We start from the raw sequence: 14,494 nt of genomic DNA, 5'->3' as shown, positions 1-14,494 counted from the left end.
GGCAAAACCGCCGACCAGAATGGCTGAAGTAATCAGCAGCGCCACGCCGACGGTGTGAAACGCATAGCGTATGGCATCGGCCGCCTGCATCGTCAGCACCTTGCGCGCGTGCTGGTATTTACTGAGAAAATGCACGGTGTCATCCACTACAATCCCCAGACTGAGACACACCACCACCGAGGTGGCGGTATCCACCAGGCCGCTGATCATGCCCCATAGACCGTAGGCCATCGCCGCCGGCAAAATATTCGGAATCATGCTGATTAAGCCCATTTTCCACGACCGCAGGGCGGCAATCAGCAGCAGCGAAATTAATACCAGCGCAATACCGGTGCCCTGCAACATGCCATGAATATTGCGGAAGGTAAGGTTGGCGAACACCACATCCAGGCCGGTAGCTTCGCTCAGATGCAACAGCGGTGCATGTTGCTGTGCCCAGGCAATGGCGGCCTGTTCGACGCGGATAATATTGACCGAATCGGAGCGGTATAAACGTACCTGCAGACGTGAAGATGAGCGGTCATTATTGACCGTATCGTCCAGACCCAGCCCCAGCGGTAACGACAGTTCGTACAGCAATAAATACTGTGCCGCCGCTTCGGCGGAGTCGGGCACGCGGTAAAAGGCCGGATCGCCGCCGTTTAAATTCTGATTAAGGCGTTTAATGATGTCGGTCAGGCTGCTGACATGCACGACCTCGGGCTGAGCGCGCAGCCACTGGCTGAAGGCTTCCAGTTGCTGCAGATAGTCAACATTATTAATGCCTTCCGCCTGCTGGCTGTCGGCAATCATAAACAGAAGATGCAGGCCACCCAGTTCCCGGTCGATCATGTCGTTGGTCTGACGCACTTCAAAACTTTCGTCAAAAAATTCGTGCCAGCGTTCGGTAATTTCGTTGCGGCTGATCTGGCTGGCACAGGCGGCGACAATCAGCAGCATGCTGAGCAGCAGACCTTTATGATGACGCACAATCAGATCGGCCAGACGGTCAATCCACTGGTGGTTATTTTCGGCGCGTAATTTTTCCGGAACCGGCAGTAACGCCAGCACGGCAGGCAGAAAGGTGAGGGTAAAGGCCCAGGCAAAAAATACCCCGGCGGCAATCATATTACCCATGTCACGGTAAGGCGGAGAGTCGCTGGTATTCAGGCAGAGTACGCCGACCATGGTGGTAATACTGGTGATTAAAACCGGGGAGAAATTCAGCCTCATGCTGTTAAGCAGTGCCTGCTGCCGTGGCTGGCCGTGGCGCAGGGCAAAATAATACGACACCAGAATATGCACGGTATCGGCGACGGCAATGGTCATGATGGCGGTGGGTACAAAACCGGTGGGCGGTGTCAGGGTATAACCCAGCCAGCCGAACAGGCCCATGGTGGACACCACCGAGAAACTGATAATGCCGAGAATCAGCAGGGTGCCCGACAGTGTACGCAGGGTCAGCAGCATAATGCTGATCATTACCAGATAAGACACCAGCAATAATGACTGAATATCCTGATGAATGGCTTCACCCATGGTGACATTGGAAACCAGCGACCCGCTGAGCATAATCCTGAAATCCGGGTAGCGGGCGCGGAATTCATCGGCCAGTGCGCGGGCGGCGTATACCACCTCCGGGGATTTTTCGGCGCTTTTTCCTTCCGGTAATAAAAAGCGCACATTAACGCCGGAGGTGCCGCCATCGGCGGAGATTAATTTATGCAGCAGTTCGGGTAATGAAACAGCCAGTTGTTGCAGGTCGGATAAATCTTCCGTTAATTCTTCTGTGCGGTAAAAATCGTTGATCAGCAGGTCATCGCCATCAACCTGAGTGTGCTGATAATTCTGCAGCGAGTCGACCCGCTGCGAATAGGGCAGCTGCCAGCCGCGTTCTGTCAGTTGTTCTATCAGGGTCAGCCCCTGTGGGGTAAACAGGCTGCCGTTGGGTTTCTGCACCAGAAAATAAATATTATCCTGATTCGAATAAGTGCGCTCCATGGCTTCGAAGGCCTTTAACTGCGGATTTTCCGGGCCGAAATAGGTGCGGAAATCGCTGGTAAAGCTCAGCTTCAGTACGCCGCTGGCAAGCAGGGCAACGATTAACAGGGTAAAAAACACAACGCGGCGCGGGTGGCTGATAACCCACTGTAGGTAGCTTTGGATCATGGTGAAAATGCCTGCAGGCAGAAATTATTATTGTCGGCCGATTGTAGGCCGGTCAGGCCTGCCCACAAGGGGGAATTCCGCCATTCGGATACCTCTTCAGGCGTATAGCGATGGGCGCCTCAGGCTCTCGCCGCTATACTGGGGCAGACTTTCAGTCTGATACAGCAACAAAAAGCAACAAAAAGCAACAAACAGGAAGAACAGCATGAACGGCAGTAACGATCAGGCAGTACCCAGCATGAACTGGCAGCAATTATTATCGGCCGCCCGTTCCGGTGAGCGTCAGGGTTCGCTGGGTTTTGCGCTGGAACCCGGGCGTACGCCGTTTCATAAAGATTATGACCGTATTATTTTTTCTTCGGCGTTCCGTCGCCTTGACCGCAAAACCCAGGTGCATCCGTTATCGGAAAATGACCACGTACACAGTCGTCTGACCCACAGTCTGGAAGTTGGTTGTGTTGGCCGCTCGCTGGGTACCCGGGTTGGTCAGGCGCTGGGGAATCGCTTACCGGCCGGTATCGATGCCAGCGATGTTGGCGCACTGGTGCAGGCCGCCTGTCTGGCCCACGATATTGGTAATCCGCCCTATGGCCACACCGGCGAAGATGCTATCCGTCACTGGTTCCGCGCGGAGGAAAATGCACATTTCCTGCAGGAACTGACACCACTGCAGCGTGCTGATCTGCAAACCTTTGAAGGTAATGCGCAGGGTTTCCGCATTGTGACTCAGGTAGAGTCGCACCGTTTTCAGGGCGGTATGCGTTTAACCTACGGTACCTTGGGTGCTTTTCTTAAATACCCCTGGACGGTGGATTATGTGCAGCGCGGCGAGGCGAAAAAGTTCGGCTGTTATCAGACCGAATTACCGCTGCTGCGTGAGATTGCCGGGCGTCTTGGTTTGCTGGAATTAAAGCCGGACTACTGGGCGCGCCATCCGCTGGTGTATCTGCTCGAAGCGGCGGACGATATCTGTTACGGCCTGATCGATCTGGAAGACGGTATCGAAATGGATCTGCTGCGCTACGATGAAGTTGAAGCACTGCTTAAGCCTCTGCTGGCCGATCACTGGGACATGGCTCAGGCCGAACTGGAGCAGGCCGATAACCTGCGCCGGCGTTTACAGGTGTTGCGCGGTATGGCGATGGAAGTTTTGGTTACGGCTGCCAGCCAGGCCTTTATCCGTAACGAGCAGGCGTTACTGTGCGGTACGCTGCAGGGCGATCTGATTGATTACTGCCCGCCGGTGGTTAAGGCTGTTGTGCAGGGCGCTAAAAATATGGCACGGGAGCGGATTTTTAAAGACAGCCGTAAACTGGCGGTGGAGATCGGTTCGTATTCCACTCTGGGTGTGCTGCTTGAAGCTTTTTTAAGTGCCGTGCGTGAACGCGTACTGGATGGTCAGGCGACCTTCCGTAATCAGCGCGTGCTGGAATTAATGGGCCGTTCGGCGCCACAGGCCGATTGGAGCCTGTACGAAGCCTATATGCGCGCGCTGGATTTTATCTCCGGCATGACCGACAGCTATGCCGCTCAGATTGCCCGGCAGTTTTCCGGTTATCAGCCACCGGGGCGTGGGTTTTTAACAACGCCGGGTTATGGCCGTTGTTTTATCGTTGCTGTTGCTGTTGCTGTTGCTGTTGCTGTTGCTGTTGCAGGACGGGCGGCTGATAATCAGCGCCGTATTTTTTTCTTCTTTTTTTGCGCCGGTGAGGTGCTCTGATGATTAACGAATTATTACTGATAGCGCTGCTGATTGTACTCAGCGGGCTGTTTGCGGTGTCGGAAATATCCATCGCTGCGGCACGTAAAATCAAATTACGGGTACTGGCCGATGAAGGCAACGAGCAGGCTGAGGCGGTGCTGCGTTTGCAGGAAGAACCCGGTGCTTTTTTTGCCATGATACAGATCGCCCTGAATGCGATTGCCATCATGGGCGGTATCGTCGGTGAGCAGACCCTGACGCCGTATTTTCAGAATCTGCTGCAGCTGTTTTATCAGGGCCCGATGCTGGAACAGATCAGCTTTGTGCTGTCTTTTACCACGGTTACCTCGCTGTTTATTCTGTTTGCCGATCTGTTGCCGAAGCGTCTGGGCATGATTATTCCGGAAACCATGGCGATGAAAGTCGTTACGCCGATGCGCTGGGTCACGCAGTTACTTAAGCCTCTGGTGATGTTATTTAACAGCCTGACCAACCTGTTGCTGCGCCTGTTTGGCTTGCCGATGCAGCGGGAAGATACGGTCACCACCGACGATATTGTTGCCATGATGGATGCCGGTGCCGAGCACGGCAGTCTGCAGCAGCAGGAATACCATCTGATTGGTAATGTGTTTGAGCTGGAAGGGCGCACGCTGCCAACGGCGATGACCATGCGTGAGCAGATTGTCTATTTCGATATTAACGACAGCAGTGCAGATATCAGCGCCAAAATTATCGAGCATCCGCACAACTGGTTTTTAATCTGTGATGGCTCGCTGGATAAGCTGGTGGGTGCGGTCGAGTCGAAAGAAATTCTGCGCAAGGTATTAAAAGGGGAACAGGCGCAGATTGGCGACGATATGATCGAACGCGAGCTGCTGTATTTACCCGACACCCTGACCCTGGCCGAAGGCCTGAACGCCTTTAAAACCACTGCACAGCCGTTTGCTGTGGTACTGAATGAATATGCGTTGGTGGTGGGTATTCTGACGGTCAAAGATTTAATGAACAGCTTTATGGGCGATCTGGTCGCGTCCAGTGGTGACGAACAGATTGTCCGCCGTGACGCCAGCTCCTGGCTGGTGGATGGCAGCACCCCGGTGGTCGATCTGGCACGGGTGCTGGAGCTGGATATCGATGATTTTCCGGATAACAGCCAGTATGAAACCGTCGCCGGGTTTTTAATTTACCGCCTGAAACGCATTCCGAAGCGGACCGATTTTATTACTTTTGCCGGTTTTAAATTTGAGGCGATGGATATCGACAACCTGCGCGTCGATCAGCTGATGGTGTCACGTATTAAAGAAAACGACAGCCCGCAGACAAACCATATCAGCGGGCCGTTGTAATCATTTTATTGCCTGTGTTGCGGCCGGAATAACCTGCTGCAGATGGGCAATAAAATTCTGTTCCAGATGGCTGGTATCGCCGGCAATTACATTGTCGGCGTGAAAGGTTGGCCATTGTTCACGCAGACCCAGGTAACGGTTGGTGAGAATGGGCTGTACCAGAACGTCATCAATATGCTGATAATTTTCCAGCACCGGACAGGCGCCCAGGTCGCTGGCTTTCATATTGGAAGTAACAACCAGCATAAAAGCCTTGCCGCCCAGCTGTCCGCCTTCGCCATAAATATCGGTAATTAAAAAGGTTTTACGGTGCTGCAATACTTCATCAAAGTATTCTTTTAACAGCGCCGGCGCACCAAACCACCAGATCGGAAAATGGTAAACGATGGCATCGGCCCAGTGCAGATGCTCTATTTCTTCTTCGATGTTCCAGCCGCCAACAGCTTTAATCGCTGCCAGATTACGCACCTGAACGGAATGTCCCTGACGCCGTGCGAAGCCCTCGGTTAATGCTGCAAGGGTGGCATTTAATTCGCCTTTGGCGGCGTACAGTTTGGGGTTGGTGGTCAGGATCAGAATATTCATTTATACCTCTGCCGGTCAGCGGCGGTTGTTTTGCGGTTAACAATGGGTTGTCGTCACAATAAATAAGGCAGCCGGGAACGGTAGGCACAGGCCTGGCCGTTGCTGTCTGTATGAGCGCGCAGCAATAAACAATGACGCTCCAGACTCAGTTGTCAGTCTTTGTTGTGACGGCGGCAGGTACGGATATGGCGGAACATTGTCCGTACGGGAATGCAGTAAACGGCTGTGCTCATATGGCCTCCTGTCAGGTCCTAATCAAAACGGTGTAATACATCGCCCAGCGGACGGCGGGTTTTCTCTCCCGGTTCTGTCAGGCGATAGCCCAGCGCCAGTGCCCAGACCGGTTTGAACATAGTGTTATCAACACCGGTAAGCTCCTGCAGTTGCTGCTCCCAGACTTCCTGTACAAAACCTTCGATCGGGCAGGAGTCGATACCCAGAAAAGCGGCCACTGTCATCATGTTGGCCAGTGGCAGATACGTCTGATGGGTGGCCCAGTCGGTCAGGCTGCGTTCGGATTCCAGCAGGTTGAAATCCTGTTCCTGAAAGGTGCGGAAGAAGCCGCCTTTTGCATTCACCACTTCCGCAGGCAGTTGCTGCACCTCGGTCATCATATGGCGGATGTAATCAGAGTCATGACGCACGCCCGGAGCGCGGCGCACCATGCCAATTAACACGTGGCTGGCACTGGCAAACTGGCGTTTACCGCCCCAGCTGTTTTCGCTCAGTTGCTCGCGCAATTGTGGATTCTGAATCAGCAGAAACAGCCAGGGCTCGAAGCCAAAAGAGCTGGGAGAAAGGCGTCCGGCTTCGATGATAGTGGCAAAGTCTTCGCTGCTGATTTTTCGGGCCGGATCAAAGGTTTTGCAGGCATGGCGGAAGCGGAATGCCTGCAGAATCTGCTGGCGCAGGGCTTCCTGTCTGTTGTCTGCAGACTGGTTATTAGCAGGTTGAGTGGCTTGAGAGCGCTGGGTTGTTGCTTCGTGGGCGGACATATCGTGTTCCTCGGATGGAGTGGAATATGCCCAGTCTATTTATTGTTTGAGATTGAAAAAGACGATAACGTTTGAGTTACTTTCAAAAATATTTTGATAGTGGCTGTTAAATGGAGGCATTAATGAATCTCGCCGATCTGGAGCTGTTTATTCAGGTGGCCGATGCAGGCAGTTTATCGGCCGCTGCGCGGGTGCTGGACTGCAGCCCGGCGGTGGCCAGTGCGGCATTAAAGCGGCTTGAACTGCAGCTGGGCGCGCGTCTGTTCAGCCGTTCAACCCGCTCATTACGGCTGACGCGGGAAGGGACGTTGTTTCTGGCGTATGCGCGCAAGGCGCTCAGTCTGCTGCAGGAGGGTCGCGGTTTACTGGACGGTGAGCTGCATCATGTGGCCGGGCAGCTGAGCATTTCTGCGCCTTCTGATCTGGGGCGGCACTGGCTGCAACCGGCGCTGAATGATTTTCAGGCACTGTACCCGCAGGTGCAGCTGCAGCTGAGTCTGAGTGATGAGCTGAGTAATTTTTACCGTGATCCGGTGGATGTGGCGCTGCGTTACGGTCAGCTGAGTGATTCCGGGCTGATCGCCACGCGCCTGTTGGATAACCGCCGGTTGCTTTGTGCCGCACCGGCATATCTGCAACGGGCGGGAATGCCGCAGCAGCTGGAGGCGTTAAAACAGCATAATTGCCTGACCTTTTTCCTGCGCGGCGAGCGTTATGATCACTGGCACTTCTGTGATGAGCAGGGCAATCAGAGCGATCTGACGGTCAGCGGTAACCGCAGTGCCAGCGATGGGGCACTGGTGCGCGAATGGGCGCTGGCCGGTCTGGGGATTGCCTACAAATCGCAGCTCGATATCGCCGCTGATTTGCAGGCCGGACGACTGCAGGCTGTGCTGCCGGATTACTGGCAGGATGCGCCGCTGTATCTGGTGTATGCCGAGCGCGAATATCTGCGCCCGGCGGTACGGTGTTTTATCGACTTTATGAAGGCGCGGGTGCGCGGCTGAAGCTCAGCTGCGTCCGGCGCGTAATTCGATAACTTCGGCCGCAGGCGGCAGAGGGGTAGTGCTTTGTGCTGCGTTGTCTTCTGCCGGGTTGTTTGCCGCAGGGCTGTTTTCGGACGTTCCGGCAGCCGCTTCTTCCATGGCCCGCAGGCGTTCTTTTTCCAGTTTTTTCTTCCAGCGTTTTTCAGCCTTTTTCAGGTGTTTTCCCATCATTTTTGCCAGCTGCGGCACCAGTGCCGGTGGCAGGTCGTGGCCCATGCCCTGAATGACTTTCAGCTTGGCTTTGCGGATGGCGGCGGCGGTATCTTCGCCCATTCGCACCGGAATTAACGGATCGTCGGTACCGTGAATCACCAGCGTTGGCAGTTTGATTTTACGCAGCAGGTGGCTGCGGTCACCGGCGGCGGTAATGGCAACCAGCTGGCGTTTGAAACCGGTGGGATTGGTGGTGCGCTCAAAACTGGTTTCGGCCAGCGCGCGCAGTTCCATTTCATCCATCGGGTAGGCCGGACTGCCGATTAAACGGTTCATACGCATGGTATAGCGGATGGACGCTTCGCGGTTAAACGGTGTCGGGCGCTTGGCCAGTTGCAGCAGCACTTTCAGTTTGGCGTCGGGCAGACCCGGGCTGGTGGCCGACGACATAATGGAAGTCAGGCTGCGTACCCGCTTTTTATGTTTGGCGGCGAGAATCTGGGCAATCATGCCGCCCATGGAGGCCCCCACCAGATGAGCGCTGTCGATCTCCAGTTCATCCATTAACGCCAGCACATCACGCGACATATCTTTCAGCGTGTAGGGTACCTGTGCTTTGCGTTTGAGTTTGGTGACCAGCCAGGTGGCGAGCAGGCTGGGGTTACCGTGATGATCCATCTGCGATGAGCGGCCAACGTCGCGGTTATCGAAGCGAATGACCTGATAGCCTTTATCAACCAGAGCCTGACACAGGCTGTCTGGCCAGATCCGCATTTGTGCGCCTAAACCCATAATCAGGATCACAGCCGGATCAGCCGGATTGCCCATTCTTTCGTAGGCCAGCTCAATGCCATCGGGGGTGCGGATGTGGGTCATGCAACCTTGTCTCCATATTGGGGTCTTTGATACTCGCTCGCCTTGTGACCGCGCGGCGGTTAGAATGCGGAACTTTATAGATTGTAGTTATAAGTGCAGAGCTATGGATATCGATTTTCCCCTGATACTGATGGTGCTTACCCTGGGCACCGGCGTGATTGCCGGCGTCGATAAATTCTGGCTGGCCAAGCGCCGTAAAGCGCGTGCGGATGCACTCATCGCTGAGCGCGCTCACCCGGAAGACATTCATGAGGCTGAAACCGAGCCGTTTATTATCGAGCAATCGAAGTCTTTCTTCCCTGTTCTGGCCATTGTCTTTGTTCTGCGTTCGTTTGTCGCTGAGCCTTTTCAGATTCCATCCGGTTCGATGGAGCCAGGTCTGGTAAAAGGGGATTTTATTCTGGTCAGTAAGTTCCATTACGGTCTGCGTATGCCGGTGTTCGGTACCACACTGGTGCCGGTCAGTGAGCCGCAGCGCGGTGATGTGATGGTGTTTTTCCCACCGGATGACCCTCGTTACTTTATTAAGCGGGTTATTGGTCTGCCGGGTGACCATATTGAATACCGTAACCGGCAGTTGAAGGTGAACGGCGAAGTCATTGAAACCCATGAGCTGGGTGGCGAGCCTCCTTACCGTCCGCTGAAGTATTTGGCGCAGGAACAGCTGGACTCTGCTGATGCTACGGTGCAGTGGATGGTGGGGCGTGACCCGCGTACTAATCAGACCGTGGTCTGGGCAGGGCCGGAAGGCGAGTGGGATGTACCGGAAGGCAGTTACTTTATGATGGGTGACAACCGTGGTAACAGCCATGACAGCCGCGGCTGGGGCTTTGTACCGGAGAAAAATATTGTCGGTAAAGCGGTGGCTGTGTGGATGCACTGGGAAAGCTGGGGTGATATTCCATCATTTGGCCGCAATAAGTGGATCGACTGATCTACACTTAGACGATACGTTATAAACAGGTATCGTCTTATGCCATCCACTAATTCTTCCGTTAATAAAGCCTCCTGCAAATTCTGCCAGCGCTCGCGCTGGCTGATGACCATCACTATTCTCGTCGTGTTATTCAGCGTTGCCTTTCTGAATCTCGGCAGCTGAAGCACTGTTTATTTCTGCGTTTGCTTTAATTTCACTAAAGTCTTATCTGCAGCGACATATTTTTACTATTTAAGGACTGGATATTTACCGCCAAGGGCATACAATGCCGCCCCTTGACAGGTTGATGTACGGCAGTTCTGATGAATTATCTGACGAGACAGCTCAAAGGCAAGGCACTGGATATAGTCGATCGGCTGCTTCCTGTGCGACCGGTAATGCGCAGCGCCAACGAACAGATGCTGCTGGACCGTGAATCACGCCGAATGCACCTGTATTATTGCCGTACTTGCCCTTCCTCAATCTCCATTAAACGCCACTGTGAACGCCTCGGTTTGCGTGTGGTAGAAAAAGACGTCCTGCGTGTTAATGCCTACCGTAATGAACTGCTCAATGGCGGTGGCGCTCCTAAAGTTCCCTGTTTACGTGTCGATGATGAACAGGGCGGCCAGTGGCTGTACAGCCCGGATGCCATTCTCGACTATCTGAAAAACCGCTTCTGATTCTGGTCCCCTGTACATTCAGGCATTGCTCTGTGGCGTGAACGGCCTTCGTCCGTCTGACCGTCTGACGTTAGAATGCGGACATTGTTTTCCCTAGGAAATGGCCATGCCCGTTTTAACATCTTCATACTGTCCGCCGTGGTTATTAGCCAATGGCTATGTACAGAGCATTTTTCCGACTTTTTTCCGCAAGCTGAATGACGATCATCTGCTGCGCGAACGCATCACCACCGATGATGGCGATTTTCTTGATATTGACTGGAGCCGTGTCGGCTCGCGCACGCTGGTGATTGTTTCCCATGGGCTGGAAGGCCATTCGCGCCGGCCTTATGTGCTGGGTACGGTACGTGAAGCCAACCGTCAGGGGTGGGATGCGCTGGCGTGGAATTTCCGTTCCTGCAGTGGTGATACCAACTTATTGCCACGTATGTACCACAGTGGCGCAACCGATGATCTGCACCGGGTGGTGCAACATGCTCTGGCGCAGGGTTATGAGCAGGTTCACCTGGTGGGTTATTCGATGGGTGGCAATCTGAGTCTGGTATACGCCGGGCGCGAAGCTGAGCAATTGCCCACTGAGGTACGTTCGGTGGTGGCATTTTCGGTTCCCTGTGATCTGCGTGGCAGTGCGTATCAGCTGGCTAAGTGGCAGAACCGTGTATTTATGTGGAAATTCCTGCGCGACCTGAAAGAGAAAATGACGGTGAAGTCTCAGCGTTTCCCGCATCTGGTCAGCGTGGATGGCTTCGATGATATCCGTACGTTCAAAGAATTCGATGACCGCTACACCGCACCTCTGCATGGCTTCCGTGATGCTGAAGATTATTGGACGCAATCCAGTAGCCTGCGTTATCTGCCTGGGCTGCAGATTCCAACGTTGCTGGTAAACGCGCGAAATGATCCGTTTCTGTCGCCAGAATGTTTCCCTGAACAACTGGCTGCGGGGCATGAATTTCTGCATCTGGAGATGCCGGACAGTGGCGGCCATGTGGGGTTTATTCAGCGCACAGCCGATCAGACCTATTGGATGGAGCAGCGGGCAATGAGTTTTATTGCTGATGCTGTGGCGGATGTGGAAAGCCTTGCTGGACAGGCTACCCGTGAAGTGGCTGTGTCCTGAGGTGTTGCCGGGCAAAACAGCACATGTAAGCGGGTGTGATTGACGTAACTGAAGTCTTCCGGTGGTTACGGCTGGTCAGTCGGTGGGCAATATGTGACCTGATAATTGACGAAATACTTTAAATCTCAGCGTCAATATTTTGTGATCGTGTATTGAGTTGTTAAAACAGCCATTTACTGAACGTGAGTTGACTATTGTTTGAGGTAAGCGTTTTGCGAGCCTCAAGTCATGATCCGTTGGTTCTTTCTGTTTTTGCTGCTTTTCAGCAATGCCTCCCGGGCATCGATGCTGCCTGCGGCGCAGTGGCAGCAAATCCGGCTCAGCGATGATCGTGTGATTGAGGTGTTGCCCCGTGGTGATCAGCGCCAGTTGTGGGTTGAGACCCGCGACGGGGAAGCCCTGCTGGAAGTGAACGGCTACTGGTACTACGCCATGACCGGTGATGATGGTCTGCTGAGTGCAGGAGAGCCTCTGGTCAGTGGTACTCCGGCAGCAGAGTCCGTGCTTAAGCCATCATTTCATACGTTTGCTGCCCCGACCTCCCGCTTATCCACCTCCGGAACCTCTACCTTCAGCACTTCTGTTGCCGCTCCACAACGCAGACCTTTCCGTTACGACGCCAGCTCATCTTACTTTCGCCAGTCTCTGCTGGTGGTGCGTGTAGGCTTTGCTGATCAGGCCTTTATTGCCAGTGATGCCGAGGTAGCTGCACGCTTCTTCGGCAGCGAAGGCAGCGTGCAGAATTACTACCGCGAGAACTCCTATCAGCAATTTGATATTCAGCCTGCTCGTGAGCAAAACGGTGTGGCGGATGATGGCATCGTCAGTGTCGTGCTGAGCCGTAATCATCCGGATTTCGGCAACGGCTATGGCAGTGCCAGTCAGGCGCTGGTGCACGAGGTGCTGGCGCAGCTGGGCTCTCAACTGGATCTGAATGAATATGACCGCAACGGCGATCAGTGGCTCGACCCGAATGAACTGGGTGTGGTGTTTCTGATTGCCGGCTATGAACAGGCCTATGCCGGCTCGGCAACCAGTCATCCTCGGGTATGGGCACATAAATCGACTCTGTATCAGGGCCGTCTGGGGAATTTTTATCTGGCGGAATACGCCATGTTTGGTGAGCAGCACCAGACGCATCTGGCGACCATCGGTGTGATCTGCCATGAGCTGGGACACCTGCTGTTTGATCTGCCTGACCTGTATGACCGCAGCGGTAATGGTATGGGCATTGGCCGCTGGGGACTGATGGGGTTGGGGGGCTGGAACCGTACAGAGGGGGCAGCTGGCGAGACACCGGCGCATATGCTGGCATGGAGTAAAGAGCAGGCCGGGTTTATCCGTCCGCAGTCAGCAGTCAGTGGTGTTAACCAGGTGGCACTGCGTGCCGCCAGTGATGGTGATGATGCGCTGACTGTGCATCTGGATGCGTACCGCCATGGTGAACGCCTGATGCTCGAGCATCGCCGTCAGTCTGGCTATGACCAGGGTCTGCCGGGCAGTGGCGTACTGGTTAGCCGTATTAACGACCGTGCCGGTTTCGGCACCCTGAATGTGGCGCAACAGGAAGGCCGGTTGCTGGCCATTGAAGAAGCCGATGGCCGTGATGACCTGCTCAGCAACAGTAATCTGGGAGAGCCTTCCGATCTGTTCAGCTCGGTATCAGGCCAGACCCTGTATTCCGCCGCAGAAGGGCAGATCAGCAACAGCGGTGCTGTACAGTTGCTGCAACTGCAGGCTGGTCTGATCGCGGAGCTGGACGTTAATCTCTCTGCGGCTCCGGCGGGCGATAATCTGGGTCTGGATGAGTTGCCACCAAATGCCGTCTGGGGTGCTGCTGGTGGTTATGCTCAGGTGCTGATGACTCTGCCGGTTAAAGATGGGGTGTTGTCATTTGATGGTGTGGACCTGTTCGCTCTGGGTGATGGCCGGGCGGATATTGCCCTGTACCGTAGCTTTGATGGCCGGGAGGGGTGGGATCTTCTGGGGCAGGAACATCAGTTTATGCTGCAGAATGGCTGGAACCGGTTACTGCTGTCAGACCGTGTAGTGGCCAGCGGGCTGGAAAGTGTTGTGCTGCAGATCAGTGTGCAGTCGCTGTCTGGCCTGGCGCCTCTGGTAACGGATGAGCAGGGTGGCCTCAGTGGTCAGACCTGGGTGCGGGATGATAATGCTGCGGCATATCAGGAGGCAGGGTTTGACGCCAGTGTACGCCTGTTGGTCAGCGTGGATTCTGTTGCAGACATTGAAGTGCCTGCCGTGGATGCGGGTAAAGGCAATGTCAGCTCAGGTCAGGATACCGGCGCCGCTGCGGATTCAGCATCTTCGGCGGGGGCTCTGTGGTTTATATTTCCTCTTTTGTCCTTTCTTGGCTTACGCCGTCGCACCGTCTGACGTGTGCATTTCTTTTATTCAGCCGTAGCCATATCGCGGCACAGAGTGAATAATCCCATCTGAATCCGGCGGCACAGTGCTGCTGTAATCTTTCCGACAAACCGAGGATGGGCTTTGTCTTCTCCGTTCAGATTTGCCTCGCTGTTGCGGGGCTATACCCTCTATTTACTCATGCTTGTTGTGGTTGCCTGCCTGGCACTGGCAGAGCCCTTAAGCGGCCAGTGGCTGCGTTTTGACCGTCTGGCAATCGCTGACGGCCAGTGGTGGCGCCTGTTTACTGCCAGCTGGGTGCATATTTCCGGAAATCATGCGCTGAGTAATATGGCTGGGATTGCTTTGTTTGCTTATATCGCCGGCCCTTCGCTGAATTCAGTGCGCGGCCTGTTGTTGCTGTGTTGGTGTGTATTGTTTGTTGGCTGCGGTCTTTATGTGTTTGCTCCGGATCTGTATCGCTATGGCGGAATGTCCGGAGCTTCGCATGGTTTATTGCTGGTTGCGCCCTTTGTTTCGCCCTTTTACGGCCGTCGTAT

At 54.4% G+C, this 14,494-nt stretch carries 13 protein-coding genes; 9 read left to right on the top strand and 4 right to left on the bottom strand.

Going from position 1 to position 14,494, the window contains the following annotated elements:
- A partial coding sequence (locus tag B3P58_RS15765) for an efflux RND transporter permease subunit (protein WP_286718966.1) occupies nt 1–2,148 on the bottom strand: 2,148 nt, incomplete at its 3' end.
- 205 nt (nt 2,149–2,353) lie between these two features.
- Here B3P58_RS15765 and B3P58_RS15760 point away from each other — a divergent pair.
- A complete protein-coding gene (locus B3P58_RS15760) occupies nt 2,354–3,868 on the top strand; it encodes a deoxyguanosinetriphosphate triphosphohydrolase (protein WP_286718964.1) in 1,515 nt (504 codons plus the stop codon).
- Nucleotides 3,868–5,196 carry a hemolysin family protein gene (locus B3P58_RS15755; protein WP_286718963.1) on the top strand — a complete coding sequence of 443 codons (1,329 nt, stop codon included), beginning with the start codon at nt 3,868–3,870 and terminating at the stop codon, nt 5,194–5,196. Before B3P58_RS15760 ends, B3P58_RS15755 begins: the two co-directional genes overlap by 1 nt.
- Here the strand turns inward: B3P58_RS15755 and B3P58_RS15750 are convergent, their stop codons facing one another.
- Complete coding sequence (locus B3P58_RS15750; RefSeq protein WP_286718962.1) at nt 5,197–5,781, bottom strand: NAD(P)H-dependent oxidoreductase; 585 nt, start codon at nt 5,779–5,781, stop codon at nt 5,197–5,199.
- A 251-nt stretch (nt 5,782–6,032) separates the two neighbouring features.
- Nucleotides 6,033–6,776 (bottom strand): NAD(P)H-dependent oxidoreductase, encoded by a 744-nt coding sequence (locus B3P58_RS15745; RefSeq protein WP_286718960.1) that lies wholly within the window; start codon nt 6,774–6,776, stop codon nt 6,033–6,035.
- Between the two features lie 122 nt (nt 6,777–6,898).
- On the opposite strand from B3P58_RS15745, the gene B3P58_RS15740 reads away from it, so the two are divergent.
- Nucleotides 6,899–7,783 (top strand): LysR family transcriptional regulator, encoded by an 885-nt coding sequence (locus tag B3P58_RS15740; protein WP_286718959.1) that lies wholly within the window; start codon nt 6,899–6,901, stop codon nt 7,781–7,783.
- 3 nt (nt 7,784–7,786) lie between these two features.
- On the opposite strand, the gene B3P58_RS15735 is transcribed toward B3P58_RS15740, so the two are convergent.
- Nucleotides 7,787–8,851 carry an alpha/beta fold hydrolase gene (locus B3P58_RS15735; protein WP_286718957.1) on the bottom strand — a complete coding sequence of 355 codons (1,065 nt, stop codon included), beginning with the start codon at nt 8,849–8,851 and terminating at the stop codon, nt 7,787–7,789.
- A 103-nt stretch (nt 8,852–8,954) separates the two neighbouring features.
- Between B3P58_RS15735 and lepB the strand changes: the two genes are divergently transcribed.
- The 6 genes from lepB to rrtA all read left to right on the top strand — a co-directional run.
- Nucleotides 8,955–9,785 (top strand): signal peptidase I, encoded by an 831-nt coding sequence (gene lepB / locus B3P58_RS15730; RefSeq protein WP_145469429.1) that lies wholly within the window; start codon nt 8,955–8,957, stop codon nt 9,783–9,785.
- Between the two features lie 39 nt (nt 9,786–9,824).
- Complete coding sequence (locus B3P58_RS15725; protein ID WP_286718954.1) at nt 9,825–9,950, top strand: hypothetical protein; 126 nt, start codon at nt 9,825–9,827, stop codon at nt 9,948–9,950.
- Between the two features lie 140 nt (nt 9,951–10,090).
- Nucleotides 10,091–10,450 carry a glutaredoxin family protein gene (locus B3P58_RS15720; protein WP_145469430.1) on the top strand — a complete coding sequence of 120 codons (360 nt, stop codon included), beginning with the start codon at nt 10,091–10,093 and terminating at the stop codon, nt 10,448–10,450.
- A 106-nt stretch (nt 10,451–10,556) separates the two neighbouring features.
- Nucleotides 10,557–11,570, top strand: a complete 1,014-nt coding sequence (locus B3P58_RS15715) for a YheT family hydrolase (RefSeq protein WP_230330641.1) — start codon at nt 10,557–10,559, stop codon at nt 11,568–11,570.
- A 228-nt stretch (nt 11,571–11,798) separates the two neighbouring features.
- Nucleotides 11,799–13,964, top strand: a complete 2,166-nt coding sequence (locus B3P58_RS15710) for a M6 family metalloprotease domain-containing protein (protein ID WP_230330640.1) — start codon at nt 11,799–11,801, stop codon at nt 13,962–13,964.
- A 114-nt stretch (nt 13,965–14,078) separates the two neighbouring features.
- Nucleotides 14,079–14,494 (top strand): rhombosortase (gene rrtA, locus B3P58_RS15705; protein ID WP_286718950.1); only part of this gene is annotated, 416 nt, incomplete at its 3' end.

The sequence above is a fragment of the Thalassolituus sp. UBA2009 genome (assembly GCF_002335285.1).
GTDB lineage: Bacteria > Pseudomonadota > Gammaproteobacteria > Pseudomonadales > Oceanobacteraceae > Venatoribacter > Venatoribacter alkanivorans.
This window is presented reverse-complemented; position numbering and strand designations above follow the sequence as displayed.